Source organism: Kitasatospora sp. NPDC092948 (assembly GCF_044754805.1).
GTDB lineage: Bacteria > Actinomycetota > Actinomycetes > Streptomycetales > Streptomycetaceae > Kitasatospora.
In genome coordinates this window covers 881,008-907,110 of sequence record NZ_JBIVPU010000003.1, presented here as the reverse complement: position 1 = coordinate 907,110, position 26,103 = coordinate 881,008, and the positions used below count along the sequence as shown (strand labels likewise).

The following is a 26,103-nucleotide window of genomic DNA, read 5'->3' as shown; positions in this document are numbered from 1 at the left end:
CGCGACCCGCCACGGATCAACTGGGTGGTTCTCGAGGATTGGCCGCCCCGGGACCGTCCACACAGATGCGTGTCCGGTGCTCCCTGCCGAGCGACCAGTGAACACTACGCCGGATCCGCCCCAGGTGCAAACACCTCCCCAGGCGACGCGCCGCCATCCGACGGCGACCAGTCTTGAGCAGTCGCTCAAATCTCTGCCATGATGGCCACGCCAAGCGTTGAGCGGTCGCTCAAATTCGTGACAGGGGGGACATCCATGCCTGGGCAGGGGCGGCGCCCGACCAAGCCGATCTATGTGGAGCTGTCGATCCGGACAGATCTGGACACGCTCTGGGAGCTCACCCAGCGGCCGTGGCACCACCAGCGGTGGGACGCCCGCTTCAGCCGCATCGACTACCTGGACTCCCCCGGCGTACACCCGACAGCCGGACCGACTACCGAACCGACTACCGAACCGACTACCGAACCGACTACCGAACCGGCTGCCGGGCAGGCGACCGGACGCGGCCCGGGAAAGGGGGCGGAGCCGGTCCGGTTCCGGTATCTGCTGGGGCCGGCCCGAGGGCCGGCGCTGACCGGGACCGGGGTGACCACGGCCGAGCGGTGGCGGGCGGACGGGCAGCGGGTGAGTGCGCTGCGGTTCGCGGCCGACTCGGGCTGGTCGCCGTTGCAGGAGGGTGCGGGGTACTGGCGCTACCTGCCGGGCGGCTCCGACGGCCCGGTGGCTGACGGGGCGGCGGCGGGCCGGGAGCCGCAGGTCACCTTCGTCACGGGCTACGACTACCGCAGCTGGTCTTGGCGTGGTGGGGCGCAGCTGGACCGGTGGCTGGTGCGGCCGTTCGTGGGGTGGCTGACGGCCTGGTCGTTCGACCGGCTGCGGCTGTGGGCGGAGCGCGGGATCTCGCCGGAGCGCGGGCTGTGGCACGGGCTGGCCGAGCTGGCGGTCCGGGTGGCGGCTGCGGCGCTGGCGGGGCTGATGAGTGGGGCGGCCACGGGGCAGCCCTCCGTGTCCGTGCTCGCGGCCGTGACGGTGCTGGTGCTCTCGGCGCTCGTCCCGCCCGCTCCGCTCACTCCTGCTGCCCGCCGCTGCCGCCGGCGGCCACGCCCGAATGCGCGCGGCCGGGCCGCCGCCCGTCCACCCCGGCTCCTGAGCGCGCTCACCCCGCCGTCCGACCGCCCCACCCCTTCCACAAGCCGGAACCAGAGCCAGAACCAGAGCCGGAACCACTTCGCCCCGACCGACCCCGGCCGGAGCCTGGGCACGATCTCCCTGGAGCAGCCATGACCGTCACCGTTGCCGTCACCGACCCGGTCGGCCCGCCCGCCGCGGGGGCTTCCACCCGTTCGATCTTCCAGTCGGCGCTCGGCTCGGACTTCGAGCGTCTGCACCCGCAGTTGCAGCGTCGGTTCGGCTTCTCCAGTGCGGACGGGATCGCCTGTGTCGGGACCGGGCGGATGGAGCGGATCGAACGGGGGTCGCGGCTGCTGGTGCCGTTTCTCCGCATGGGGGCGCGTCGCAACATCCTGTTTCCGGAGCAGGGGTGGGACATTCCGTTCACGATCGCCAATTACGCGTACCGGGACGGGTTCGGGCGGGAGACGGTGACGTTCGTCCGGACGTTTCAGTTCACCCGGCCGCGGCGGTTCGACGCGACGATGGTCGCGGCGTCCGGCCGGCCGGGGACGGTGCTCGACTATCTGGGGACGCGGCAGGAGCTGGCGGTGGACCTGCGGCTGGGGGTGACGGCGCGTGGCGGGTTGACGATCTCCTCGGCGGCACAGCGGGTGGCGTCGCTGGTAGGGGCGCCGGTGGTGCCGGAGTTGCTGACGGGGCGGGCGGAGTTGCACGAGTGGTTCGACGACGAGGCGGGGCGGTTCCGGATCAAGGTGCGGGTGACCAATCCGGTGGTGGGGCTGGTGCTGGGGTACCGGGGGTGGTTCACGGCGGAGTACCCGCGGGTGGGGGCGGAGGGGATTCCGCGTCATGTCCGTCCGGTGCGCGAGAGCTTCCGGATGTAGCGCGGGCCTCCGGGCGGGCGGCGGCGACTACGCTGCGGCGCATGGGCGACACACGTGAGCGGTTGATGGATGCGGCGATCAGTGCGCTCAAGCGGCAGGGGATCGCGGGGGTGTCGGCGCGGACCATCGCTGCGGAGATCGGGGCCAACCAGGCGCTGGTGTTCTACCACTTCAAGACGGTGGAGGGGCTGCTCACGGCGGCGGCGCTGCGGGAGACGGGTCTGCGGCTGGAGCGGTACCGCGAGCAGTTCGCGGAGGTGGGGTCGCTGCGCGAGCTGCTGACGGTCGGCCGGGAGCTGCACGCGCGGGAGCAGGAGGAGGGGAACGTCGCGCTGCTGGGGCAGTTCCTGGCGGGGGCGACGGGCTATCCGCAGCTCGCGGAGGTGACGGCCGACGGGCTGCGGCTGTGGACGGTGGAGATCGAGGCGGTGCTGGTCCGGCTGTTCGCCGGGCATCCGCTGGCGGAGTTCCTCGATCTGAAGGGGCTGGCGCAGGCGGTGACGGCCGGGTTCATCGGCCTGGAGCTGTACGACGGTGTGGACCCGGCGGGCGCGGCGGGGGCGTTCGTGGCGCTGGACCAGCTGGGGGTGCTGGTCGAGGTGGTGGACGGCCTCGGCCCGGTGGTGTCGCGGGCGGTGCGGGCGACGGTGCGCCGTCAGGTGCGGAACAACAGCGCGGAGTAGCGGAACGCCGAACGGCCGGCCCCCTGCCCGGGGCCGGCCGTTCGTGTCGTGGCGTGTCGTGCCGTGGTTCTCGACAGCCTCAGCTGTTGGTCGGGAACCCGAGGTTGATGCCGCCGTGCGACGGGTCGAGCCAGCGCTGGGTGACGGCCTTGCCGCGGGTGAAGAACTGGACGCCGTCGGCGCCGTAGGCGTGGCTGTCGCCGAACAGCGAGGCCTTCCAGCCGCCGAAGGAGTAGTAGGCGACGGGGACGGGGATCGGCACGTTGATGCCGACCATGCCGACCTCGACCTCGTTCTGGAAGCGCCGGGCCGCGCCGCCGTCGTTGGTGAAGATGGCGGTGCCGTTGCCGTACGGGTTGTTGTTGATCAGTTCCAGGCCCTCGTCGTAGGAGGGGACCCGGACGATCGACAGGATCGGGCCGAAGATCTCGTCGTTGTAGACGGACATGCCCGGCTTGACGTGGTCGAACAGGGTGGGGCCGAGCCAGAAGCCGTCGGCGGTGGGGGCGCCGGCGGCGTCCTCGCCGGCAATGGCGTGCTTGCGGCCGTCGACGGCGAGTTCGGCGCCGTCGGCGACACCGGACTCGACGTAGGAGGTGACCTTGTCGCGGTGCTGGCCGGTGACCAGCGGGCCCATCTCGGAGTCGCCGTTGCAGCCGGGGCCGACCTTGAGGGTGGCCATCCGCTCCTTGATCTTGGCGACCAGCTCGTCGCCGATCGGGTCGACGGCGACCAGGACGGAGACGGCCATGCAGCGCTCGCCGGCCGCGCCGAAGCCGGCGTTGATGGCGGCGTCGGCGGCCAGGTCGAGGTCGGCGTCGGGGAGCACCAGCATGTGGTTCTTGGCGCCGCCGAGGGCCTGCACGCGCTTGCCGTAGCGGGTGCCGGTCTCGTACACGTAGCGGGCGATCGGGGTGGAGCCGACGAACGAGACGGACTTGACGTCGGGGTGCTCCAGCAGGCGGTCGACCGCGACCTTGTCGCCGTGCACGACGTTGAAGACGCCGTCGGGGAGGCCGGCTTCCCGCCACAGTTCGGCGATGAAGTTGGCGGCGGACGGGTCCTTCTCGGAGGGCTTCAGCACGACCGTGTTGCCGGCCGCGATGGCGATCGGGAAGAACCACATCGGCACCATGGCCGGGAAGTTGAACGGCGAGATGATGGCGACCGGGCCGAGCGGCTGGCGGATCGAGTAGACGTCGACGCCGGTGGAGGCCTGCTCGGTGAAGCCGCCCTTGATGAGCTGCGGGATGCCGCAGGCGTACTCGACGACTTCCTGGCCGCGGGCGAGCTCGCCGAGGGCGTCGGAGTGCACCTTGCCGTGCTCGGAGACGATGATCGAGGCGAGTTCGTCCTTGCGGGCGTTGAACAGCTCGCGGAAGTTGAACAGCACCTGGGTGCGCCGGGCGATGGACGCCTTGCGCCAGGAGGTGAAGGCCTGGGCGGCGGCGGCGACCGCCTGGTCGACCTCGGCGATCTCGGCGAAGTCGACCTGGCCGGTGATCTGGCCGGTGGCCGGGTCGAAGATGTCGCCGCGGCGGGGCGCGGTTCCGGCGGTGGCGACGGACTGGCCGCCGATCCAGTGCGTGATGTGCTTGCTCAAGGGTCTCTGCCTCCGATGTCCACGGATGTCCCGCGCTCGTTCTCCAGTCTGCGCGGCGCGCCCGGCCCGCTCAACGAGCACCCTGACGGGGAAGCGTGATTCACCCTTACAGGTCGTCGGGAGCGTCTTCGGCGGTGCCGTCCGCGGCGCCGTCGGACGTCTCCGCGGCGTCCAGGTAGGGATCGTGCAGGCCGTCGGCGAGTTCGGTGGTCTCCAGCAGGTCGAGCCGTAGGTCCTGCGCCCAGTTCTCGGCCCACTTCCGGGTGTCGGCGGCACCGGACGGGAGCAGCGCGGCGGCGCTCTCCAGCCGATCGGCGAGCGTCGCGGCGGTGAACTCCTCGTCGAACGCGCCGGCCAGGGCCAGGAGTTGGCCTTCGCGCAGCCGGGCGGTGAGGGCGTGCAGGGCGAACAGGTCGGTGGGCAGGGCGCGTTCGCAGAGGGTGAGGACGGCCAGTGCGGCGGTGTCGTCCAGTGCGGCGACCGGGAGCGGGGCGCCGTCGGGCAGCACGGGCGGGTGGCGCAGCGGTTCGCGCCGCAGTTGGACGCCGAGCGCCGGGCGGGTCGGGTCGGGGAGCCCGAGGCCGGCGGTGTGGCCGGCGGTGACGGTGAGTTGGTGGCGTCTGGCGGTGCCGGGGGTGTCCACGGTGCGGTGGCCGGCGGCGCGCAGGGTTTCGGCGAGCCCGGTGGCGAGGTCGGCGAGCGGCGGGCCGCCGGCGCAGACCAGCAGCAGGTCGGCGCCGTGGCGGCGGACGGGCAGGCCGTGCAGGCGCAGGGCGTCGGCTCCGGCCAGGGCGAGGGCGTGCTGCAGGCAGTACGGCTGGGCGGCGGCGAGCAGCAGGGTGCGGTCGGTGGGCCGGTCCCCGGTGGGTGGCCCGGGGTCGGCGGTGCTGGTGTCCATGGGGACAGTGTGGTCCGCTCAGCGCGGGAACCGTGGGCAGCGCAGGTGCGCGGCGATGTCGTGCAGCGCGAGGGCGAGGGCGGCGGGGTCGACGAGGCGTCCGCTGCGGTGCGGGGGGATCAGCCAGTGCGGGCCGCGGCCCGGGCGGTCGGGGTGCGGGACGGCGATCCAGGTGCCGTCGCCGGAGCGGCGGATGCCGGTGCCGATCCAGCGGTCGGCGGTGCCGACGGGGACGAGGAAGCCGACGGTGTCGTCGGCCGGGTCCTCCAGGACGGGTCCGCCGCCGGGCCGGTCGAGCAGCGCGGCGGCGGGTCGGCCGAGCGGGCCGGGGACGTGCAGCACGTCCCAGCGGCGGCCGGCGGGCAGCAGGGCGAGGCCGAGGCCGGTGCGTTCCCAGCTGCGGCGGCAGTCGTCGGGGTCGGGGGCGGCGTCGGTCAGCCAGTGCAGGGCGCTGGGGTGGCGGGCGGTGCTCACGTGCGGTTCCTCGTCTCTCCCGGACGGCGGGCGGTGGACGTTCGTCATCCGGGAGAGCGGGGCGGTGGTGGTCTCTTACACGGGTCGCGCCCGACGGGCCGTCAGCGGTCGCCGAAGATGGTGCGGTGCCAGTCCTTGCGGGCGACCGCGGTGGTGTCGAACATGACGTGCTTGACCTGGGTGTATTCGTCGAGCGAGTACTGCGACATGTCCTTGCCGTAGCCGGAGGCCTTGTACCCGCCGTGCGGCATCTCGCTGATGATCGGGATGTGGTCGTTGACCCAGACGCAGCCGGCGGCGATCTCGCGGGTGGCGCGCAGCGAGCGGTGGATGTCGCGGGTCCAGGCGGAGGCGGCCAGGCCGTAGGGGGTGTCGTTGGCGAGCCGCAGGCCCTCCTCGTCGCTGTCGAAGGGCAGCACGACGAGCACGGGGCCGAAGATCTCGCCCTGGACGACCTCGCTGTCCTGGGCGGCGCCGGTGATCAGGGTGGGGCGGTAGTAGGCGCCGAGCGACAGGTCGGCGCCGTCGTGGCCCTTGCCGTCGGCGGGGCCGCCGGTGACCACGGTGGCGTAGGAGCGGGCGCGCTCGACGAAGCCGGCGACGCGGTCGCGGTGGGTGAAGGAGACCAGCGGGCCGAGGTCGGTCTGCGGGTTCATCGGGTCGCCGAGGCGGATCGCGGCGTACAGCTCGGCGACGCCGGCCACGAAGGCGTCGTACAGCGGGCGCTGGACGTAGGCGCGGGTGGCGGCGGTGCAGTCCTGGCCGCCGTTGATCAGCGAGGCGGCGACGGCGCCGTGCACGGCGGCGTCCAGGTCGGCGTCGTCGAAGACCACGAACGGGGCCTTGCCGCCGAGTTCGAGGTGGGTGCGCTTGACGGTGGCGGTGGCGATCTCGGCGACCCGCTTGCCGACGGCGGTGGAGCCGGTGAAGGACACCATGGCGACGTCGGGGTGGCCGATCAGGTGCTCGCCGGCGGTGCGCCCGGCGCCGGTGACGACGTTGACGACGCCGTCGGGGATGCCGGCGTCGGTGCAGGCCCGGGCGAACATCAGCGAGGTCAGCGGGGTGATCTCGGCGGGCTTGAGGACGATGGTGTTGCCGGCCGCGATGGCCGGGAGGATCTTCCAGGCGGCCATCTGCAGCGGGTAGTTCCACGGCGCGATGCTGCCGACCACGCCGATCGCCTCGCGGCGCACGTACGAGGTGTGGTCGCCGCTGTACTCGCCGGCGGCCTTGCCTTCGAGGTTGCGGGCGGCGCCGGCGAAGAACGCGGTGTTGTCGACGGTGCCGGGGACGTCGAACTCGGTGGACAGCTTGATCGGCTTGCCGGTCTGCGCGGTCTCCACCCGGGCGAACTGCCCGGCCCGGTCGGCGAGGATGCCGGCCAGGCGGTTCAGCGCCTCGGAGCGGGCGCCGGGGGTGGCGCCGGACCACTCGGGCAGCGCGGCGCGGGCGGCGGCCACCGCGGCGTCGACGTCGGCGGTGGTGGCGAGCTCGACCTGCTGGACGGTGCTGCCGTCGGCGGGGTTGACCACGTTGAACGGTTCGCCGCCGGAGCCCCGGGTCAGGCGGCCCGCGAGGTACTGCGCGCCGTCGTTGAAGCTGGTCAGGTCCATGAGTTGCCTCCATTGCCTACTCGACCCGGCCGACGATGCCTCGGTTCGGGTGTCGGAGGCAAGCGTCACTCAGCAAGGGCCCTCCCGACCGTCCTTACAGGCTGCAAGGGCCGCCCCTGGGCGACAGGGCGTCGCCCCGCAGCATGATTGACTTGACACCCTGAACCCCCTGGAGGTGTCCGCGATGCTCCCCACCGTCGCCCGCGTGCTCGATCTCGACGTGATGCGGCGCGGCCTGCCCCAGGTGGTGGCCGGAGCCTCCGCGCTGGAACGGCCGGTGCGCTGGGTGCACGTCAGCGAGCTGCCGGACCTGGCGGGGCTGCTGCACGGCGGCGAGCTGGTGCTGTCGACCGGCATCGCGCTGCCCGAGGACCGGGACGGGCTGGCCCGGTACGTCCGGGAGCTGGCCGAGGTCGGGGTGGCCGGCCTGGTGATCGAGTTCGGCCGGCGCTACTTCGACTCGCTGCCCCGGGCGCTGGTGGCCGCCGCCGAGCGGCACAACCTGCCGCTGGTGGTGCTGCGCCGGGAGCTGAAGTTCGTCGCCGTCACCGAGGCGGTGCACGCCCTGGTGGTGAACGCGCAGCTGGAGCAGCTGCGGGTGTCCGAGGCCGTGCACCAGGTGTTCAACGAGCTGGCCACCGAGGGCGCGGAGCCCGCCGAGGTGGTTCGGCAGGTCGGCCGGATGGCGGGCGCACCGGTGGTGCTGGAGAACCTGGCGCACCAGGTGCTGGCGCACGACACGGCGGGCCGCGGCGAGCAGGAGCTGCTGGAGAACTGGGAGCACCGCTCGCGCGGCGTCAACCCGCCGGGCCGCACCGGCTACGACCCGCGCTCGGGCTGGCTGGTGACCACGGTCGGCGCGCGCGGCCAGGACTGGGGCCGGCTGGTGCTGGTCGACGAGCCTGCGCCGCTCCCCCCGGACGTGCCGCACCGGCACGCAATGCTGCTGGAGCGCGGCGCGGCCACCCTCGCGCTGAACCGGCTGGTGGTGCGCGATCGCGAGTCGCTGGAGCGGCAGACCCACCGCACCCTGCTGTCGGGCATCCTCACCCACGCGCTCACCGTCTCCGAGGTGTCGCTGCGCGCCCAGGCGCTGGGCGTCCCGCTGGAGGGCCGCCGGCTGGTCGGCGTCGTCCTGAGACAGCGTCAGGGTCCGCTGCCCGCAGCCCTGGAGGCGCAGGCCCGGCTGCGCGACTTCACCGAACTGGCGGCCACCGCGATCCGTTCCGCCCGGCTGTCCGCGCTGGTCGGCGCGCTGGACGACGAGGGCGTGGGCGTGCTGATCGCGCTCGGCTCGCAGCAGGACGAGCACACCTCGCTGGAGGCGTTCGCCGCGGCGCTGCGCCGGCTGTCCGCGGAGGCGGGCCGGGACGGCGCGGCCGCCGAGCCGGTGATAGCGGTCGGCTCCTCGGTGGGCTCGGTCCGCGACGCCCGCCGCGCCCTGCTGGAGGCCACCCAGGTCGCCGACGCCGCCCTGCACGACGCCCCCGGCAACCGCGCCGCGTACTACCGCCTCCCTGACGTGCGGCTGCGCGGCCTGCTCCACCTGCTGCGCGACGACGAGCGCCTGCAGACCTACGTGGAGCGCGAACTCGGCCCGCTGCTGGCGCACGACGCCGAGCACGGCGGCCAGTTGGTGCAGATGCTGCGGATCTACCTGGAGCAGGGCCGCAACAAGTCCGCGGCGGCGGACGCCGCCCACCTGTCCCGCCCGTCCTTCTACGACCGCCTGCACAAGGTCGAGCGCATCCTCGGCGTCGACCTCGACCAGGTGGAGTCGTGCCTGTCGCTGCACGTGGCCCTGCTGGCGCTGGACGCGGTGCGCCGCTGACGGGGCGCCGTCGGCGGAGCGGACCGCCCCGACCCCGGTCACCTGATCGCGGATCAACTGTCCGTAGCCCGCCGGTTGTTCGGGATGGACTCGAAAGCCCTGTTCCCCCGTGGCTTCCCCAGGATCGGGCCAAGAATCGGCCGATCACCGTACAGAACTCCCCGAACCGCGTTGCGGCAGCACGAAGAGGCCCCGGGCAGTCGCCCGGGGCCTTCGTCACCGACGCACCGTCAGACGGTGTGCGCGTCCGCGAGGGTGAGCACCTCGTCCAGGACGGCGAGGCCGGTCTTGGCGTCCTGCTCGCTGATGTTGCACGGCGGGACCACGTGGAAGCGGTTCATGTTGGTGAACGGCCACAGGCCCCGCTGCTTGCAGGCGGCGGCGAGCTCCGCGATCGGCGCGTTGTCGGCGCCGGCCGCGTTGTAGGGCACCAGCGGCTCGCGGGTCTCGCGGTTCTTCACCAGGTCGAGCGCCCAGAACACGCCGAGGCCGCGGACCTCGCCGATCGAGGGGTGACGCTCCGCCAGCTCGCGCAGACCGGGGCCGAGCACGTTCTCGCCGATGTGCTTGGCGTTCTCCACGATGCCCTCCTCGGCCATCGTGTTGATGGTGGCCACCGCGGAGGCGCAGGCCAGCGGGTGGCCGGAGTAGGTGAGGCCGCCGGGGAACGCCTTCTGCGCGAAGGTCTCGGCGATCGCGCCGGAGATCGCCACGCCACCGAGCGGCAGGTAGCCGGAGTTGACGCCCTTGGCGAAGGTCAGCAGGTCGGGGGTGATGCCCCAGTGGTCGGCGGCGAACCACTCGCCGGTGCGACCGAACCCGGCCATCACCTCGTCCAGGATGAAGACGATCCCGTACTTGTCGCAGAGCTCCCGCACGCCCGCCAGGTAGCCGGCCGGCGGCACCAGGATGCCCGCGGTGCCGACCACGGTCTCCAGGATGATCGCCGCGACGGTGCCCGGGCCCTCGAACGCGAGGGTCTGCTCCAGGTGCGCCAGCGCGCGCTCGCACTCCTGGGCCTCGTTCTCGGCGTGGAAGTTCGAACGGTAGGCGTACGGGCCCCAGAAGTGCACGATGCCGGAGACGCCGGCCTCGTTCGCCCAGCGCCGCGGGTCGCCGGTCAGGGCGATCGCGTTGGCGGTGGCGCCGTGGTACGAGCGGTAGGTGGAGAGCACCTTGTGCCGGCCGGTGTGCAGCCGGGCCATCCGGATCGCGTTCTCGTTCGCCTCGGCGCCGCCGTTGGTGAAGAAGATCTTGTCCAGGTCGCCGGGGGTGCGCTCGGCGATCAGCCGGGCGGCCTCGCTGCGCGACTCCTCGGCGAAGCCCGGGGCGATGGTGCACAGCTGGGCGGCCTTCGCCTGGATCGCCGCGACCACCTTCGGGTGCTGGTGGCCGATGTTGGTGTTCACCAGCTGCGAGGAGAAGTCCAGGTAGCGGTTGCCGTCGTAGTCCCAGAAGTACGAGCCCTCGGCACCGGCCACCGCGAGGGGGTCGATCAGTGCCTGGGCGGACCACGAGTGGAAGACGTGCGCGCGGTCGGCGGCCTTGACGGCCTGCCCGGCGACCGAGTCAGCGGTGGGAGTGCTCATGCCCCCAGGTTAGGGACGCGCCCCCGCCCCGGGCAGCTGCATCGTGTCACGCGAGCCTCATGTCGCCCTGACAGGCTGAAAAGCCGAGGGCGCGAGGAGACAGTCTCCTCGCGCCCCGGTCCGTCCGCTACCCGATTCAGATCGCGGTCATGACGTGCTTGATCCGGGTGTAGTCCTCGAACCCGTACGAGGACAGGTCCTTGCCGTAGCCCGACTTCTTGAAGCCGCCGTGCGGCATCTCGGCGACCAGCGGGATGTGGGTGTTGATCCACACCGCGCCGAAGTCCAGGCGGCGGGACATCCGCATCGCGCGGGCGTGGTCCTTGGTCCACACCGAGGAGGCGAGGGCGAACTCGACGCCGTTCGCGTACTCGACGGCCTGCTCCTCGTCGGTGAACCGCTGCACGGTGATGACCGGGCCGAAGACCTCGTTCTGGATGATCTCGTCGTCCTGGTTCAGGCCGGAGACCACGGTCGGCGCGTAGAAGTAGCCGACCTCGCCGACCCGGTGACCGCCGGCCTCGACCTTGGCGTGCGCGGGCAGGCGCTCGATGAAGCCGGTGACCTGCTTCAGCTGGTTGGCGTTGTTCAGCGGGCCGTAGAGCACGTCCTCGTCGTCCACGCCGCCGGTCTTGGTCTCGTTGGCGGCCTTGGCGAGCGCCTCGACGAACGCGTCGTGGATCGACTCGTGCACCAGCACGCGGGTGGCGGCGGTGCAGTCCTGGCCGGCGTTGAAGTAGCCGGCCACCGAGATGCCCTCGACGGCCTCGGCGATGTCGGCGTCCTCGAAGACCACGACGGGGGCCTTGCCGCCGAGCTCCAGGTGGACCCGCTTGACGTCCTTCGCGGCGGACTCGGCGACCTGCATGCCGGCCCGGACCGAGCCGGTGATGGAGGCCATCGCCGGGGTGCGGTGCTCGACCATCAGGCGGCCGGTCTCACGGTCGCCGCAGATCACGTTGAAGATGCCGGCCGGCAGCTCCATCTCCTTCAGCACGCCGCCGATGATCTCGGCCAGCAGCACGGTGGAGGCGGGGGTGGTGTCGGACGGCTTGAGGACCACGGCGTTGCCCGCGGCGATCGCCGGGGCGAACTTCCACACGGCCATCATCATCGGGTAGTTCCACGGCGCGACCTGCGCGCAGACGCCGACCGGCTCGCGGCGGACGATCGAGGTCATCCCGTCCATGTACTCGCCCGCGGCCTTGCCCTCCAGCAGGCGGGCGGCGCCGGCGAAGAAGCGCAGCTGGTCGACCATCGGGCCGATCTCCTCGGAGAGGGTCAGCCCGCGCGGCTTGCCCGTGTTGCGGACCTCGGCGTCGACGATCTCGTCGGCCCGGGCCTCGACCGCGTCGGCGATCTTCAGCAGCAGCTTCTGCCGGGTGGACGGGGTGGAGTCGCGCCAGATCGGGAAGGCGGCAGCTGCGGCGGCCATCGCGGCGTCCACGTCGGAGGCGCCGGACAGCGGGGAGGTCGCGTACACCTCGCCCGTGGTCGGGTCGACGATGTCGAGGGTGCGGCCGTCCGCAGCGTCGACGAACTCACCGTTGATGTAGTTGCGCAGCGTACGAAGCTCGCTCACGGGTCTCTCCTCGGTCTGGGCCTGCCTCGTTGCATCCCCGGGCGCCAGATTACTCCGCACCGGGGCAGACACAGCATGTCAGCGACAAGCCACGATCGGCGGTGTGCACGCTCGCGCGTGTACGTCGTCAGACTACCTCCGACACTGCTGGAATCGACAGAACCCCGCCCAGAGCGCCACGCATTCCGTTCTCGATCATGGAATGCACGACGAAATCAGCAGAACCACCGCTTGCGATTCCTTCGCCCGTCGGGCACAGTGTCGGCGTGGCCAACCGTGACCGGAACGCCAGCGTTCCCCTCGACGCCGCCTCCAAGGCGATCATCGAGCAACTCCAGGAGGACGGGCGCCGTCCGTACGCCGCCATCGGCAAGGCCGTCGGCCTGTCCGAGGCGGCCGTTCGGCAGCGCGTCCAGAAGCTGCTCGACCAGGGCGTGATGCAGATCGTCGCCGTGACCGATCCCCTCACCGTCGGCTTCACCCGCCAGGCGATGGTGGGCATCCGCGTCGAGGGCGACATCGAGCCGGTCGCGGACGCGCTGGCCGCATTCGACGAGGTCGACTACGTGGTCTGCACCGCGGGTTCGTTCGACCTCCTCGCAGAGCTGGTGTGCGAGGACGACGAGCACCTCCTCGAACTGATCAACAAGCGCATCCGCGCGCTTCCCGGCGTGCGGAGCACCGAGAGCTTCGTTTACCTGAAGCTCCGGAAACAGACCTACACCTGGGGCACCCGATGACAGCCGAGCCGGCGCAGAAGGACCTTTCCAAGACCGCCTACGACCACCTGTGGATGCACTTCACCCGCATGTCGTCGTACGAGAACTCCCCCGTGCCGACGATCGTCAAGGGCGAGGGCACCTACGTCTGGGACGACAAGGGGCGCAAGTACCTCGACGGGCTCGCCGGCCTGTTCGTCGTCCAGGCCGGCCACGGCCGCGAGGAGCTGGCCGAGGCCGCTGCCAAGCAGGCCAAGGAGCTCGCCTTCTTCCCGGTGTGGAGCTACGCCCACCCGAAGGCCGTCGAGCTGGCCGAGCGCCTGGCCAACTACGCCCCGGGCGACCTGAACAAGGTCTTCTTCTCCACCGGTGGCGGCGAGGCCGTCGAGACCGCCTGGAAGCTCGCCAAGCAGTACTTCAAGCTGACCGGCAAGCCGACCAAGTACAAGGTCATCTCCCGCGCGGTCGCCTACCACGGCACCCCGCAGGGCGCCCTGTCGATCACCGGCCTGCCGGGCCTGAAGGCCCCGTTCGAGCCGCTGGTGCCGGGTACCCACAAGGCCCCGAACACCAACATCTACCGCGCCCCGTCCTTCCTGACGGCCCCCGACGGCACGGTCGACCCCGAGGCCTACGGCCGCTGGTGCGCGGACGAGATCGAGGTGGCCATCCTCAACGAAGGCGCCGAGACCGTCGCCGCCGTCTTCGTCGAGCCGGTGCAGAACGCCGGTGGCTGCTTCCCGCCGCCGCCCGGATACTTCCAGCGCCTGCGCGAGATCTGCGACCGCCACGACGTGCTGCTGGTCTCGGACGAGGTCATCTGCGCCTTCGGCCGCCTGGGCACCATGTTCGGCGCCGACAAGTTCGGCTACCAGCCCGACATGATCACCTGCGCCAAGGGCATGACCTCGGGTTACTCCCCGATCGGCGCGACCATCATCTCGGACCGCCTCGCCGAGCCGTTCTACAAGGGTGACAACACCTTCCTGCACGGCTACACCTTCGGCGGCCACCCGGTCTCCTCCGCGGTGGCGCTGGCCAACCTCGACATCTTCGAGCGCGAGGGCCTGAACCAGCACGTCCTGGACAACGAGTCCGCGTTCCTGGGCACCCTGAACAAGCTGCGCGACCTGCCGATCGTCGGCGACGTTCGCGGCAACGGCTACTTCTACGGCATCGAGCTCGTGAAGGACAAGGTCACCAAGGAGTCGTTCAACGACGAAGAGGTCGAGCGCGTCCTGTACGGCTTCCTCTCGAAGGCGCTGTTCGACAACGGCCTGTACTGCCGCGCCGACGACCGTGGCGACCCGGTCATCCAGCTGGCCCCGCCGCTGATCTCCGACCAGTCGACCTTCGACGAGATCGAGCAGATCCTGCGGACCAGCCTGACCGACGCGTGGGCGAAGATCTGATCGTCTGAGCTTTCTGCCCCACCCTCCACCGAAGGGCGGCCCCGACTCCTCACGTCGGGACCGCCCTTCGGCGTATCTCGGGACGAATCTGCGACCAACACGCCGCTTTCGCGGTGATTCCTCCCTGTTCGGGCCAGTGCGGCGCACCCGCACTGCCGTCCGATCGTTCTAATCTGACGACTGTCATATCCCCGTCGGCACCTGGATGGATCACATGTCAGCGGCCCCGCCCGACAACGACGTGCTCTGGGCCCGAGGGATCGTCAAGTCCCACCACGGCACCCCCGCACTGCGCGGCGTCTCCCTGAGCGTCCGTGAGGGCGAGATGCTCGCCGTCACCGGCCCGCGCGGCTCCGGCAAGTCCACCCTGCTCGGCTGCCTGTCCGCCCAACTCCCGGTCGACGAGGGCGAAGTCTGGTTCCACAGCTCCCCCGTGCACACCCTCGGCCGGGCCGGACGCGAACGGCTGCGCCGCGAACGCTTCGGCTGGGTCGGCTCCGAACCGCACCTGGTACCGGAACTGACGGCCCGTGAGAACGTCGCCCTGCCCCTGCTGCTGGCCGGCGCCGGCCACCGGGCCGCCCACCGCGCCGCCGCCGAATGGCTCGACCGCCTCGACGTCGCCGACTGCGCCGGACTGCGGCCCGCCGACCTCCCGCAGGACCGCCGCCAACGGATCGCCGTCGCCCGCGCCCTCGCCCCCGAGCCGCCCGTGGTCTTCGCCGACGACCCCACCGCGCCACTGCACCACGACGCCCGCGAACAGGTCCTGCGGATACTGGCCAGCGCCGCCCGCTCCCACCACCTGACGCTGGTGCTCGCCACCCACGACCCGGTGCTCGCCCAATTCGCCGACCGCACCGTCCACCTGGTCGACGGCCGGATCACCGCCGCACCCGCCGCGGTCCCCGCCGGGCACTGAGAGGGCCGACGTGTACTACCTCAGACTCGCCCGCGGCTACCGCGCCCCCGACCTGCTCCGCGGGCTGCTCACCGCCGGCGCCGCCGCCGTGGTCGCCGCCTTCCTGCTGCGCGCCCTCGGCCGGGCCCTGGCCGAACCCGCGGGCGGCGCCGACCGGCTGCTGTGGTGCCTGCCCCCGCTCGCCGCCGTCGCCTGGTTCGCCGCCGTCACCGCCCGCGCCGTCCCCGCCCAGCACCCCGAGCGGATCGCCGGCCTCACCGCCGCCGGCGTCGGACCCGGCCGGATCCGGCTGCTGATCGCCGCCGAGACCGCCCTGACCTGCGCCCTCGGCTCCGGCCTCACCCTGCTGCTCTTCCTGGTGCTGCGCAACGACGTCGCCGGGCCCTCGCTCGCCGCCGACATCGGCATGGGCATCCCGCTGCCCACCGCCGCACCCGTCACCCTGCTCGCCGTCCCCACCCTGGTCGCCGGCGTCGCCGCGGCCTGCGCCGTCCGCTTCCCCGACGCCCTGCCCGGCCGGCCCGCCGAACCCGCCCGCCCCCGCTGGAGCGCCCGCCGGCTCGCCCTGCCCGCCCCCGTGCTGCTCGCCGGGATCGGCCTCGAACTGTACGGACTGCGGCCGAACGCCACCGCCGCGGAGGACACCCTCCACCTGCCCGGCGGCCTGCCCGCCACCAGCCCCGCCCTGCTGACCGGCTGGACCTTGGCCGCCCTCGCCATCGCCCTGTGGACCGGCCCGCTGCTCGCCCTCGCCGGACGGCTGACGGTGCTCCGCAGGCCCTCGCCGCTGCGTCTGCTGGCCGGCCGCGCGCTCACCGCCCAGGCGCCCCGCCTCGGCACGCCGCTGGCCGTGCTCACCGCCGTCGCCGCACTGCTGCTGGTGGCCGGCCGCGAATGGTCCCGCCACGACACCGACGTCCCCGCGCTCACCCTGGTCGAGGGCCTGCTGATCCTGGCCTGCGCCGTCGCCGCCGTCGCCGCCCGCCTGCTGGAACTGCGCGGCGACCGCCGCCCCACCCTGGCCATCCTGGACCGCCTCGGCACCCCGACCGGCCTGCTCACCGGCACCCTCGCCCTGCGCGCCCTCGCCGCCGGCACCGTCCTGCTGGTGACCGGCGGGCTCACCCTGGCGCTCTGCCCGCTGGGCTGAGGCCCCCGGAGAACGACGAACTCCCCGGCGCTTCGAGCAGCGCCGGGGAGTTCGCGTATGTCGTCGTCGTGGGCCTCAGCCCGCCGCGGCCAGCTGGCCGCACGCGCCGTCGATCTCCTGCCCGCGGGTGTCGCGGACAGTGGTCGGCACCCCGTGCGCCTGGAGGCGGCGGACGAACTCCCGCTCGTCCTCCGGGCGGGAGGCCGTCCACTTCGAACCCGGCGTCGGGTTGAGCGGGATCAGGTTCACGTGCACCCGCTGGTTCTTGATCAGCCGGCCGAGCAGGTCCGCCCGCCACGCCTGGTCGTTGATGTCCTTGATCAGCGCGTACTCGATCGACACCCGACGGCCGGACTTCGCCGCGTAGTTCCACGCCGCGTCCAGCACCTCGGCGACCTTCCACCGGGTGTTCACCGGCACCAGCTCGTCGCGCAGCTCGTCGTCCGGGGCGTGCAGCGACAGCGCCAGGCGGCAGCTCAGGCCCTCGTCCGCGAACCGGTGCATGGCCGGGACCAGGCCGACCGTGGACACCGTGATGCCGCGCTGCGAGAGGCCGAAGCCGTCCGGCGCCGGGTCGGTGAGGCGGCGGATCGCCGACAGCACCCGGTTGTAGTTCGCCAGCGGCTCGCCCATGCCCATGAACACCACGTTGGACAGCCGCGCCTCGCCGCCGGACACCGTCCCGGACTTCAGGTCGCGCATGCCGGCGGCGATCTGCTCGACGATCTCGGCGGTCGACAGGTTACGGGTCAGACCGGCCTGGCCGGTCGCGCAGAACGGGCAGTTCATGCCGCAGCCGGCCTGCGAGCTGATGCACATCGTCACCCGGTCCGGGTATCGCATCAGCACCGACTCGACCAGCGTTCCGTCGAACAGCTTCCACAGCGTCTTGCGGGTCTCGTCGTCGTCGCACGAGACGTGCCGCACCACGGACATCAGCTCGGGCAGCAGCGCCTCGGTCAGCTTGCCCCGGCTGGCCGCCGGGATGTCCGTCCAGCTCTCCGGATCGTTCGACATCCGGCCGAAGTAGTGGTTCGACAGCTGCTTCGCGCGGAACGGCTGTTCGCCCAGCTCGGCGACGGCCTCCTTGCGCTCGGCAGGGCTGAGGTCGGCAAGGTGTCGCGGGGGCTTGGCGCCGCGCGGCGCGACAAAGGTCAGTTCTCCGGGCTTAGGCATGGTTCATCCAGTGTCGCAGACCGCCGACCCTGCCCCGTCGCTACCTCTTCGCCGCCCGGTGCCGCCTGAGCAGCGCCGTCAGCGTCGCACGGTCGACCCCGGCGTTCAGCGCCGCCACCAGCTCGTCCGGGCACAGCTCGTACAGGTCGCCCCAGCAGCGCCGCGACCGGTTGTCCCAGATCCGGTAGCCGCCCGGAACGCCGCGCGCCACGTACCGCCGTCTGCTCAACCGCACCCCCTCCGTCACGGCGGACGCTACCCGGCCGGGGGCACGGCCTCAACCGAAAAACGGCCCCCGGAAACCGGGGGCCGTCGCGGGTGTGCGCGGGTCAGCTGCCGACGAAGACCGTGAGCAGCAGCCAGACCACCGGGGCGGTCGGCAGCAACGAGTCGAGGCGGTCCATGATGCCGCCGTGGCCGGGGAGCAGGGTGCCCATGTCCTTGATGCCCAGGTCGCGCTTGATCATCGACTCGGCGAGGTCGCCGAGGGTCGCGGTGACCGCCGCGCAGCCGCCCAGGATCAGGCCCTGCCACCAGGAGCCGCCGTCGATCAGGAAGTGCATCAGCAGCGCGCCGGCGATCATCGACAGGCCGATGCCGCCCGCCAGCCCCTCACGGGTCTTGCCGGGGCTGATGGTCGGGGCGAGCTTGGTGCGGCCGAACTTGTAGCCGACGGCGTACGCGCCGGTGTCCGAGCAGATCGTGACGACCAGGAACAGCAGGATCCGCCAGGCGCCGTCGTCCGCGGCCAGCATCAGCGCGACGAAGGTCGCCAGGAACGGCACGTAGAAGGCCGTGAACACGCCGGCCGTTATGTCGCGCAGGAAGTTCTCCGGCGGCGTGGCCATCCGGGCGACCATCATCGCCAGGCCGGTGAGCGCCAGGATCGCGGCCGCCCACTGGCCGCCCTCGAAGTAGCCGGTCACCACCATGCCGACGCCGCCGATCAGCAGCGGGATCTGCGGGACGTGGATGTCCTTGCGCTCGGCGAGCCGGCTGGTGAGCTCCCAGATGCCGACGGCGACGGCGGCGGCCACCACGACCATGAAGACCGCCTTGACCACGAACAGCGAGGCCGCGATCACCGCCCCGAGGCCGACTCCCACACCTATCGCGGCGGGCAGGTTGCGGCCGCCGCGCGGCTTGCGGGGCTGCTGGTCGGTCTGGGCCACGGAGGTCTCCTGGGCGGGGGGCATGAACTGAGTCTGTGCCGCGCCGCCCCCTCGCCATACCGGAGGCCGCCGCGCGAGTGACCCGTCTGGCGCCGGCCCGGGTCGAGCCGCGCCCCGGACCGGGCGGACGGGCCGCCGGTCCGGGGCGTACGCGCGGGGTCTGGGATCAGACCTCCAGCAGCTCGGCTTCCTTGTGCTTCAGCAGCTCGTCGATCTGCGCCACGAACTTGGCGGTCAGGTCGTCGAGCTCCTTCTCGCCGCGGCGGCCGTCGTCCTCGCCGATCTCCTTGTCCTTGACCAGCTTGTCGATCGCGTCCTTCGCCTTGCGGCGGACGGAGCGGACCGAGACCTTGGCGTCCTCGCCCTTGCCGCGGGCCTGCTTGATGTACTCGCGGCGGCGCTCCTCGGTGAGCTGCGGCAGCACCACCCGGATGACGGAACCGTCGTTCGACGGGTTGACGCCCAGGTCCGAGTCGCGGATCGCGGTCTCGATGGCCTTCAGCGCCGTCTTGTCGAACGGGGTGACCATGGCCATCCGCGGCTCCGGAACGGAGAACGAGGCCAGCTGGTTGATCGGCGTCAGGGCGCCGTAGTACTCGGCGACGATCTTGGCGAACATCGCCGGGTGTGCACGGCCGGTGCGGATGGCGGCGAGGTCGTCCTTGGCGACCGCGACGGCCTTCTCCATCTTCTCCTCGGCCTCGAGGAGGGTCTCGTCAATCACTGTGTGCTCCCTGTCCGGTTCATCTGCTGTTGTCCCGTACCGGTGCCCCGGACGGCTGTTGCTGCTCAGTGCCCCCGACGCCTAGGCCCGGGCGGAGTCCTCGCTGATGAGTGTGCCGATCTTCTCACCCTTGACCGCACGGGCGATATTGCCCTCGGCGAGCAGTTCGAAGACCAGGATCGGCAGACCGTTGTCCTTGCACAGGGTGATCGCGGTCAGGTCGGCGACCTTCAGGTCGCGGGAGATCACCTCGGTGTAGTCCAGCGAGTCGAACCGGACCGCGGTCGGGTTGCTGCGCGGGTCGGAGTCGTAGACCCCGTCGACGCCGTTCTTGCCCATCAGCAGGACGTCGGCGTGGATCTCCAGCGCGCGCTGCACGGCGGTGGTGTCGGTGGAGAAGTACGGCATGCCCATACCCGCGCCGAAGATCACCACGCGGCCCTTCTCCAGGTGCCGGATGGCACGCAGCGGCAGGTACGGCTCGGCGACCTGGCCCATGGTGATCGCGGTCTGCACGCGGGTCTCCATGCCCTCCTTGATCAGGAAGTCCTGGAGCGCGAGGCAGTTCATCACGGTGCCCAGCATGCCCATGTAGTCGGAGCGGGCCCGGTCCATGCCGCGCTGCTGGAGTTCGGCGCCGCGGAAGAAGTTGCCGCCGCCGATCACGATGGCGACCTCCGTCCCCGCGCGGACCACCGTGGCGATCTCACGGGCGATGGCGTGCACCACGTCCGGGTCGACGCCGAGGCCGCCTCCGCCGGCGAACGCCTCGCCGGACAGCTTGAGCAGTACCCGGCGGCGGGTGCCGTCCGGTGCGGTCTCCTGCGTCTCCTGCATGGACTTTCCCTTCTCCGCCTGCTGGTCAGCAGATCTGCAAGTGCTACTCACGGCGCCGGGCGTGCGGGCCAGGTGCCGTGTATGCGCGAGGAGGCCACTGCCGCGGGAACCGGTACGGTCTCCTGCACGGCAATGGCCTCCTCTTCGTTCATGGTGCCGACGCCGCCCTCATGGGGTACTGGAGGGCTCGGTCGGCGCGTTCCTCCGCCCCTGCGGGCGGGCGCTCTCCTACCTTATGTCCGGCCCGGGGCCGGTCCTGGCGGGATGAGCTGCGCGGAACGGTCTCAGGCGCCGACGCGGAAGCGAACGAAACGCTTGAGGGCGACGCCGGCCTCGTCGAGGACCTTGGCGACGGACTTCTTGTTGTCCTTGGCGAACGCCTGCTCCAGGACGGCGTTCTCCTTGACGAAGCCGGTGACCCGACCCTCGACGATCTTCGGCAGGGCAGCCTCGGGCTTGCCCTCCTCGCGAGCGGTGGCCTCGGCGACGCGGCGCTCGTTCTCCAGCTCGTCGGCCGGGATCTCCTCGCGGGAGAGGTACTTCGGCGCGAAGGCGGCGATGTGCTGCGCGACGTCCTTGGCGGTCTCGGCGTTCTCCTGGTCGAGCTCGACGAGGACACCGATGGTCGGCGGCAGGTCCGGGTCCGACTTGTGCATGTAGACCGCGACGAAGCCGTCGTTGTCGAACTGGGCGAAGCGACGGAAGACGATCTTCTCGCCCAGGGTCGCGTTGGCCTCGTCCACGAACTGCTGGACGGTCTGGCCCGGGTTGATCTCGGAGGCCAGCGCGGCGTCCAGGTCGGCCGGGGAGGTGGCGGCAACGTGCGCGGCGATCGCGTTGGCGACCTCGACGAACTTGCCACCCTTGGCGACGAAGTCGGTCTCGCAGTTCAGCTCGACCAGAACGCCGGACTTCTTGTCCTCGGCGATCAGCGCGGCGACGGCGCCGTTGGAGGCGTCACGGCCCTCGCGCTTGGCGACGCCCTTCTGGCCCTTGATGCGCAGGAGCTCGACGGCCTTCTCGACGTTGCCCTCGGCCTCGTCCAGAGCCTTCTTGCAGTCCATCATGCCGGCGCCGGTGAGCTCACGGAGCTTCTTGACGTCCGCGGCGGTGAAGTTCGCCATCGTGTGATCTCTTCTCACGTCTCGCGTGTCTGCGTGGGAAAGTGCCGGGGCTCCGGGTGCGGACCCCCGGCACGGGAGAGAGGGGCACCCACCGGCTCAGCCCGGCCGGTGCCCCTCACCCTGGTGGTACGTCAGGCCTGCTCGGCCTCGGCGGCCGGAGCCTCGACGGCCGGGGCCTCGGCGGCGGGCGCCTCGGCGGCGGGGGCCTCGGCGGCCTTCTCGCCCTCGAGGATCTCCTTCTCCCAGGCGGCCAGCGGCTGGTCGGCGCCCGGCTCGGCCTTCGCGTCGCCCTTGGCGACACCGGCGCGGGACTTCAGGCCCTCGGCGACGGCGTCGGCGATCACGCGGGTCAGCAGGGTGACGGAGCGGATCGCGTCGTCGTTGCCCGGGATCTTGTAGTCGACCTCGTCGGGGTCACAGTTGGTGTCGAGGATGGCGACGACCGGGATGTTGAGCTTCCGGGCCTCGCCGACCGCGATGTGCTCCTTCTTGGTGTCCACGATCCAGACAGCGCTGGGAACGCGCTGCATGTCGCGGATACCGCCGAGGGTCTTCTCCAGCTTGTCGTACTCGCGCTGGAGGACCAGGAGCTCCTTCTTGGTGAGGCCCGAGCCGGCCACATCCGTGAAGTCGATCTCGCCGAGCTCCTTGAGGCGCTGCAGACGCTTGTAAACGGTCGAGAAGTTGGTCAGCATGCCACCCAGCCAGCGCTGGTTGACGTACGGCATGCCCACGCGGGTCGCCTGCTCGGCGATGGCCTCCTGGGCCTGCTTCTTGGTGCCGACGAAGAGGACGCTGCCGCCGTGGGCAACGGTCTCCTTGACGAACTCGAAGGCGCGGTCGATGTAGTTCAGCGACTGCAGGAGGTCGATGATGTAGATGCCGTTGCGCTCCGTGAAGATGAAGCGCTTCATCTTCGGGTTCCAACGACGGGTCTGGTGACCGAAGTGGACGCCGCTCTCCAGCAGCTCCCGCATCGTGACGACGGCCATGTGCCGTGCTCCTCTGTGGTTGCCCGGCTCGCCGCGAGGCAGGTGCGCTCTGCGGGGTGCCGGGGCTCTCGGTTTGTCCGTGTCGGTCGGGCGACCGCCACGCCTGACGCCCCGACGTGCCAAGCCGCTTGGCCTGCACGGGGCTTGCGGCCTCGGCAGGCTCGGCGGACCGAGCGGCACTCGCACCGTGGACCGTTCCCGGAGGGGGACAGGCCGTCGGTGGCGGGGCGTGCGAAGTCGACCCGGCAGACCGGGTCGCGTGTGAAGTGTACGGGAAGCCCCGAGCGGCGGGCGACTCCGCGCGGTCCCGCCGCCCTGTTCAGCACCGCTGCGGGCGGGGCGCCGCCCACCCTTCACCCCTGTGGGGGACGGCAATTGTCCACAGGCCCGGTTTGTCCACAGCTTCCGGAATCGGCGGGCGGCACCGGCGCTGTGACCCCCATGGTGGGGCACCCGGGGCACTGGGCGGCCCGGGCTCCGAGGGAGGTTCGAGATGGGGTGGTGGGACGCGCGGGGTCGGGGTGCGATCCGGCGGGCGTGGGTGATGCTGCTGGTGACCGGGCTCGTGTCCGTGGGCGCCGGTGGGGGCGGTTCGGGGAGTCCGGCGGCGACAGCGGTCGCGACGGGGTTCTCGGGGGTGGCGGGGTCCGGGGTCGCGGGGCCGGGGCGGGTATGGCCGGTGGGCGGTCGATCCGCGCTGTTTCGGCGGTTCGACCCACCGCCGGAGCGCTGGGCGGCCGGGCATCGCGGCGTGGACCTGGCGGCCCCGCCCGGGGCAGTCGTGCGAGCGGCCGCAGCCGGCGTGGTGACGTTCGCCGGAGAGGTGGCCGGGCGCCCGGTCGTGGTGGTCACCCACCCCGGCTCGGGCACTCCCCCGCTGCGGACCACCTACCTCCCGGTGGCCGGTTCCGTCCCGGTCGGCACCGCGGTCTCGGCGGGCGACCCGATCGGCGAACTGACCGCCGGCTCCGGGCACTGCCCCGTCGACTGCCTGCACTGGGGCCTGCTCCGCGGCACCCGCTACCTCGACCCGCTCGCCCTGTTCGGCACCGGCCGGGCCCGGCTGCTCCCGCTCGACTCCCCCTGACGCCGGATCAGCCCCGGCCACGGCTCGGCCCCGGCCACGGATCAGCCCTGACCACTCCCGGCGGAGCCGGAGCCGGAGTCCGTCCCGACCGGGGCGGTGTCGGCGGCGGCCGCGCCCGGGCCGAGGCCGTCCAGGGCGAACCGCACCGCGGTGTCGGCGATCTCCGACGCGTCGGCGGCCTCCCGGCTCCGCTCGATCTGGCGGACCGCCGCCTCCACCACGCCCTGCAGCAGCGAGGCTGCGACGACCGGCCTGGAGTGACCGAGTTCTTCCAGGGTGCGCACCACCATCGCGGTCAGACCGGTGTGCGCGGCCCTGATCCGTGCCCTCGCGGCGTCGTCGAGCTCGAACTCGGCGACGGCCACCACGGCGCGGTGCACCGGATCGGCGGCCAACGCCAGCTGCCCGCGGACGTACGCCTCGATCCGCTCGGCCGCACCGTCGCAGGCCGCCATGCCCGCTTCGATCTCGGCGGCCCACAGCGGAAGGTCCACCGTGCAGAGCGCTTCCACCAACTCGGACTTGGACCGGAAGTATTCGTACACCGAGGACCTGGCCAGCCCGGTACGCGCAGCGAGGGCACCGAAGTTCAGCGCCTCCCTGCCGCCCTCCGCCAACAGGACGCGCGCGGCGTCCAACAGTGCTGCCTGCTGCAACTGTCGATGCTCGGCCACCGTGGCCGCTCGGATTTTCGGCACGCACCAACTCTACGGACGCCGACGGCCGACGGGGGCCCACACCGCGCACCCGCCGGCCCGCCACCGCCACCGCCGCGTTGCCGCCGTCATCGCATTTGCCGCCGCACCTCCTCAGCGGACGTCGGACATCTTCGCCCGCAGCTGCAACACCGACTTGGTGTGGATCTGGCTGACCCGGCTCTCGGTCACCCCGAGCACCTGACCGATCTCGGCCAGCGTCAGGCCCTCGTAGTAGTAGAGAGTCACCACCGTCTTCTCCCGTTCGGGCAGCGTGTTGACCGCCGAGGCCAGCAGGCGGCGCAGCTCGCGGTCCTCGGCGATCTCGACCGGATTGTCGGCACCGTTGTCCGGCAAGGTCTCCATCAGCGTCAGCCGGTCACCGCCCTCGCCCGCCGAGTGCAGCAGTTCGTCGAGCGCCACGACATTGGCCAGCGACAGCTGGCTGAAGATGGTGTGCAACTCGTCCAGCGCGATGCCCATCTCCGCCGCCACCTCGGGGTCGTGGGGCGTCCGCCGCAGTCGGGCTTCCAGGGTCGCGTAGGCCCGTTCGACCGCCTTCGCCTTCTGCCGCACCGACCGCGGGATCCAGTCCAGCGCCCGCAGTTCGTCGATGATCGCACCGCGAATCCGGCTGATCGCATACGTCTCGAACTTGATCGCCCGGTCGATGTCGAACTTCTCAATGGCATCGATCAGCCCGAAGACCCCCGAGGACACGAAGTCCGCCTGCTCCACATTGGCCGGCAGCCCGACCCCGACCCGGCCCGCGACGTACTTCACCAACGGCGAATAGTGCAGGATCAGCTGGTCGCGCAGCCCCTGGTCTCCCGTCTCCTTGTACGAGCGCCACAACGCCTGTAGCGCCGACTGATCCCCGCCCTTCCCGCCGCCTCGCTCACCTCCCCTGCCCTGGCTCCCGACCGACCCCGCCTCGACACCCACGCCGCCCGCCCCGGAGGCACCCACCACAGGCGCCACCGCCGGCGCGGGCACCGTCGCCCCCGCAGGTTCCCTCGCAGGTGCCCCGGGCCCGGGCACCGAAACCGATGACGGCCCGACCGGTGGCGGTCCGACCACTGGCGGCTCCGCCGGCGGCAGCCCCACCGATGCCGGCCCCGTCGGCGACGGCCCGCCCGACAGTCCGGGCTTCGACGCTCCCGACCCCTGCCCCGGGCCGGCCGGCGGCGTTGTCTTCTCCAGGGAACGTTCCGCCTCCGGGCCACTCGCCTGCCTGCGAACCTGCGAGCTCCGGACGGGAGGTTCTCCCGGTTTCACCTTCGACCGCACGCCGCGCCTGGACTGGCCGCGCACCGCTCTGCCGTTCGCCGCAGGCGACGCGTCGGCGGTGGAGGCATCCGCCGGCGCCTCGACCGCAGTCCGCTCGGGCTGCGGTCCATCGCCGCCCTGGCCTTCGCCGAGTCGACCGCCGCCCGCACGGTCGACGCCCTGCTGATCGACGTCCGACCGATCAACGCCCGACCGATCGACGTCCGACCGATCAACGCGCTGATCGGAGCGCTGACCGCCGAGCGGTGCCGACCCGTCCGGCGGGCCGCCGGTGTCATCACCGCGCGGCCGGGGATTGGCCGGGGCGCTCAGCGGCACTGCCTGTGGGCAGGGCAGCAGTTGACCGGGGCGCTCGACGGGTGGGCGCGTCGAGGACTGCCGGTCCGACGGCCCCTGTGGGACGGGAGGACGGGGAAGGGGCGAGGGCGAGGTGGGACGGGCCTGGGACTGTGGGGGCGCGGTCGGGGAAGTGCCCGGACGCGTCATTCCCACGACTCCCGAGGACCTGG

Annotated in this window: 24 protein-coding genes; 9 read left to right on the top strand and 15 right to left on the bottom strand. The window is 72.0% G+C overall.

Going from position 1 to position 26,103, the window contains the following annotated elements; all coding sequences use genetic code 11:
- The first annotated feature begins 585 nt into the window (after positions 1 to 585).
- The 3 genes from ACIQF6_RS13570 to ACIQF6_RS13560 are packed head-to-tail and all read left to right on the top strand — an operon-like array spanning position 586 to position 2,701.
- Positions 586 to 1,284: a hypothetical protein gene (locus tag ACIQF6_RS13570; protein WP_400893864.1), complete on the top strand. Its 699-nt coding sequence runs from the start codon at positions 586 to 588 to the stop codon at positions 1,282 to 1,284.
- The gene (locus tag ACIQF6_RS13565) at positions 1,281 to 2,018 is read left to right on the top strand and encodes a DUF4166 domain-containing protein (RefSeq protein WP_400893862.1); all 738 of its coding nucleotides are present in this window, start codon (positions 1,281 to 1,283) and stop codon (positions 2,016 to 2,018) included. Before ACIQF6_RS13570 ends, ACIQF6_RS13565 begins: the two co-directional genes overlap by 4 nt.
- A gap of 41 nt (positions 2,019 to 2,059) precedes the next feature.
- The gene (locus ACIQF6_RS13560) at positions 2,060 to 2,701 is read left to right on the top strand and encodes a TetR/AcrR family transcriptional regulator (RefSeq protein WP_400893860.1); all 642 of its coding nucleotides are present in this window, start codon (positions 2,060 to 2,062) and stop codon (positions 2,699 to 2,701) included.
- Between the two features lie 79 nt (positions 2,702 to 2,780).
- On the opposite strand, the gene ACIQF6_RS13555 is transcribed toward ACIQF6_RS13560, so the two are convergent.
- The 4 genes from ACIQF6_RS13555 to ACIQF6_RS13540 form a co-directional block, all read right to left on the bottom strand.
- Positions 2,781 to 4,304, bottom strand: coding sequence for a CoA-acylating methylmalonate-semialdehyde dehydrogenase (locus ACIQF6_RS13555; protein ID WP_400893858.1), 1,524 nt, complete (start codon positions 4,302 to 4,304; stop codon positions 2,781 to 2,783).
- 106 nt (positions 4,305 to 4,410) lie between these two features.
- Complete coding sequence (locus ACIQF6_RS13550; RefSeq protein ID WP_400893856.1) at positions 4,411 to 5,202, bottom strand: hypothetical protein; 792 nt, start codon at positions 5,200 to 5,202, stop codon at positions 4,411 to 4,413.
- An 18-nt stretch (positions 5,203 to 5,220) separates the two neighbouring features.
- A complete protein-coding gene (locus ACIQF6_RS13545) occupies positions 5,221 to 5,676 on the bottom strand; it encodes a hypothetical protein (protein ID WP_400893854.1) in 456 nt (151 codons plus the stop codon).
- Between the two features lie 101 nt (positions 5,677 to 5,777).
- On the bottom strand, positions 5,778 to 7,292 hold the full coding sequence (locus ACIQF6_RS13540; RefSeq protein ID WP_400893852.1) for a gamma-aminobutyraldehyde dehydrogenase: 1,515 nt from the start codon (positions 7,290 to 7,292) through the stop codon (positions 5,778 to 5,780).
- 184 nt (positions 7,293 to 7,476) lie between these two features.
- Between ACIQF6_RS13540 and ACIQF6_RS13535 the strand changes: the two genes are divergently transcribed.
- Positions 7,477 to 9,123 (top strand): PucR family transcriptional regulator, encoded by a 1,647-nt coding sequence (locus ACIQF6_RS13535; protein WP_400893850.1) that lies wholly within the window; start codon positions 7,477 to 7,479, stop codon positions 9,121 to 9,123.
- A 230-nt stretch (positions 9,124 to 9,353) separates the two neighbouring features.
- Here the strand turns inward: ACIQF6_RS13535 and ACIQF6_RS13530 are convergent, their stop codons facing one another.
- A complete protein-coding gene (locus tag ACIQF6_RS13530; RefSeq protein WP_400893848.1) occupies positions 9,354 to 10,712 on the bottom strand; it encodes an aspartate aminotransferase family protein in 1,359 nt (452 codons plus the stop codon).
- A 136-nt stretch (positions 10,713 to 10,848) separates the two neighbouring features.
- Complete coding sequence (locus ACIQF6_RS13525; protein WP_400893846.1) at positions 10,849 to 12,294, bottom strand: gamma-aminobutyraldehyde dehydrogenase; 1,446 nt, start codon at positions 12,292 to 12,294, stop codon at positions 10,849 to 10,851.
- A gap of 266 nt (positions 12,295 to 12,560) precedes the next feature.
- Between ACIQF6_RS13525 and ACIQF6_RS13520 the strand changes: the two genes are divergently transcribed.
- The 4 genes from ACIQF6_RS13520 (at position 12,561) to ACIQF6_RS13505 (ending at position 16,497) form a co-directional block, all read left to right on the top strand.
- Positions 12,561 to 13,034, top strand: coding sequence for an Lrp/AsnC family transcriptional regulator (locus ACIQF6_RS13520; RefSeq protein WP_030458782.1), 474 nt, complete (start codon positions 12,561 to 12,563; stop codon positions 13,032 to 13,034).
- Positions 13,031 to 14,425, top strand: coding sequence for an aspartate aminotransferase family protein (locus ACIQF6_RS13515; RefSeq protein WP_400893844.1), 1,395 nt, complete (start codon positions 13,031 to 13,033; stop codon positions 14,423 to 14,425). Before ACIQF6_RS13520 ends, ACIQF6_RS13515 begins: the two co-directional genes overlap by 4 nt.
- Before the next feature lie 214 nt (positions 14,426 to 14,639).
- The gene (locus tag ACIQF6_RS13510) at positions 14,640 to 15,347 is read left to right on the top strand and encodes an ABC transporter ATP-binding protein (protein ID WP_400893842.1); all 708 of its coding nucleotides are present in this window, start codon (positions 14,640 to 14,642) and stop codon (positions 15,345 to 15,347) included.
- Positions 15,348 to 15,357: 10 nt separating this feature from the next.
- A complete protein-coding gene (locus tag ACIQF6_RS13505) occupies positions 15,358 to 16,497 on the top strand; it encodes a hypothetical protein (RefSeq protein ID WP_400893840.1) in 1,140 nt (379 codons plus the stop codon).
- A gap of 75 nt (positions 16,498 to 16,572) precedes the next feature.
- Here ACIQF6_RS13505 and rlmN read toward each other — a convergent pair whose 3' ends face one another.
- The 7 genes from rlmN to rpsB all read right to left on the bottom strand — a co-directional run bounded on the left by rlmN (position 16,573) and on the right by rpsB (position 22,522).
- The gene (gene rlmN, locus ACIQF6_RS13500; protein ID WP_400893838.1) at positions 16,573 to 17,673 is read right to left on the bottom strand and encodes a 23S rRNA (adenine(2503)-C(2))-methyltransferase RlmN; all 1,101 of its coding nucleotides are present in this window, start codon (positions 17,671 to 17,673) and stop codon (positions 16,573 to 16,575) included.
- Positions 17,674 to 17,713: 40 nt separating this feature from the next.
- Positions 17,714 to 17,902 (bottom strand): hypothetical protein, encoded by a 189-nt coding sequence (locus ACIQF6_RS13495; RefSeq protein WP_400893836.1) that lies wholly within the window; start codon positions 17,900 to 17,902, stop codon positions 17,714 to 17,716.
- Between the two features lie 100 nt (positions 17,903 to 18,002).
- Positions 18,003 to 18,869: a phosphatidate cytidylyltransferase gene (locus ACIQF6_RS13490; RefSeq protein ID WP_400893834.1), complete on the bottom strand. Its 867-nt coding sequence runs from the start codon at positions 18,867 to 18,869 to the stop codon at positions 18,003 to 18,005.
- Between the two features lie 142 nt (positions 18,870 to 19,011).
- A complete protein-coding gene (gene frr, locus ACIQF6_RS13485; protein ID WP_035866581.1) occupies positions 19,012 to 19,569 on the bottom strand; it encodes a ribosome recycling factor in 558 nt (185 codons plus the stop codon).
- An 81-nt stretch (positions 19,570 to 19,650) separates the two neighbouring features.
- Positions 19,651 to 20,406: a UMP kinase gene (gene pyrH, locus ACIQF6_RS13480; protein ID WP_400893831.1), complete on the bottom strand. Its 756-nt coding sequence runs from the start codon at positions 20,404 to 20,406 to the stop codon at positions 19,651 to 19,653.
- 284 nt (positions 20,407 to 20,690) lie between these two features.
- The gene (tsf, locus tag ACIQF6_RS13475) at positions 20,691 to 21,530 is read right to left on the bottom strand and encodes a translation elongation factor Ts (protein ID WP_400893828.1); all 840 of its coding nucleotides are present in this window, start codon (positions 21,528 to 21,530) and stop codon (positions 20,691 to 20,693) included.
- 131 nt (positions 21,531 to 21,661) lie between these two features.
- Complete coding sequence (gene rpsB / locus ACIQF6_RS13470) at positions 21,662 to 22,522, bottom strand: 30S ribosomal protein S2 (RefSeq protein WP_400893826.1); 861 nt, start codon at positions 22,520 to 22,522, stop codon at positions 21,662 to 21,664.
- 493 nt (positions 22,523 to 23,015) lie between these two features.
- Here rpsB and ACIQF6_RS13465 point away from each other — a divergent pair, with 493 nt between their 5' ends.
- Positions 23,016 to 23,609, top strand: coding sequence for a M23 family metallopeptidase (locus ACIQF6_RS13465; RefSeq protein WP_400893824.1), 594 nt, complete (start codon positions 23,016 to 23,018; stop codon positions 23,607 to 23,609).
- A gap of 41 nt (positions 23,610 to 23,650) precedes the next feature.
- Here the strand turns inward: ACIQF6_RS13465 and ACIQF6_RS13460 are convergent, their stop codons facing one another.
- On the bottom strand, positions 23,651 to 24,307 hold the full coding sequence (locus tag ACIQF6_RS13460; protein WP_400893822.1) for a TetR/AcrR family transcriptional regulator: 657 nt from the start codon (positions 24,305 to 24,307) through the stop codon (positions 23,651 to 23,653).
- A 111-nt stretch (positions 24,308 to 24,418) separates the two neighbouring features.
- Positions 24,419 to 25,249 carry an RNA polymerase sigma factor WhiG gene (gene whiG, locus ACIQF6_RS13455; protein WP_400893931.1) on the bottom strand — a complete coding sequence of 277 codons (831 nt, stop codon included), beginning with the start codon at positions 25,247 to 25,249 and terminating at the stop codon, positions 24,419 to 24,421.
- Positions 25,250 to 26,103: the final 854 nt, after the last annotated feature.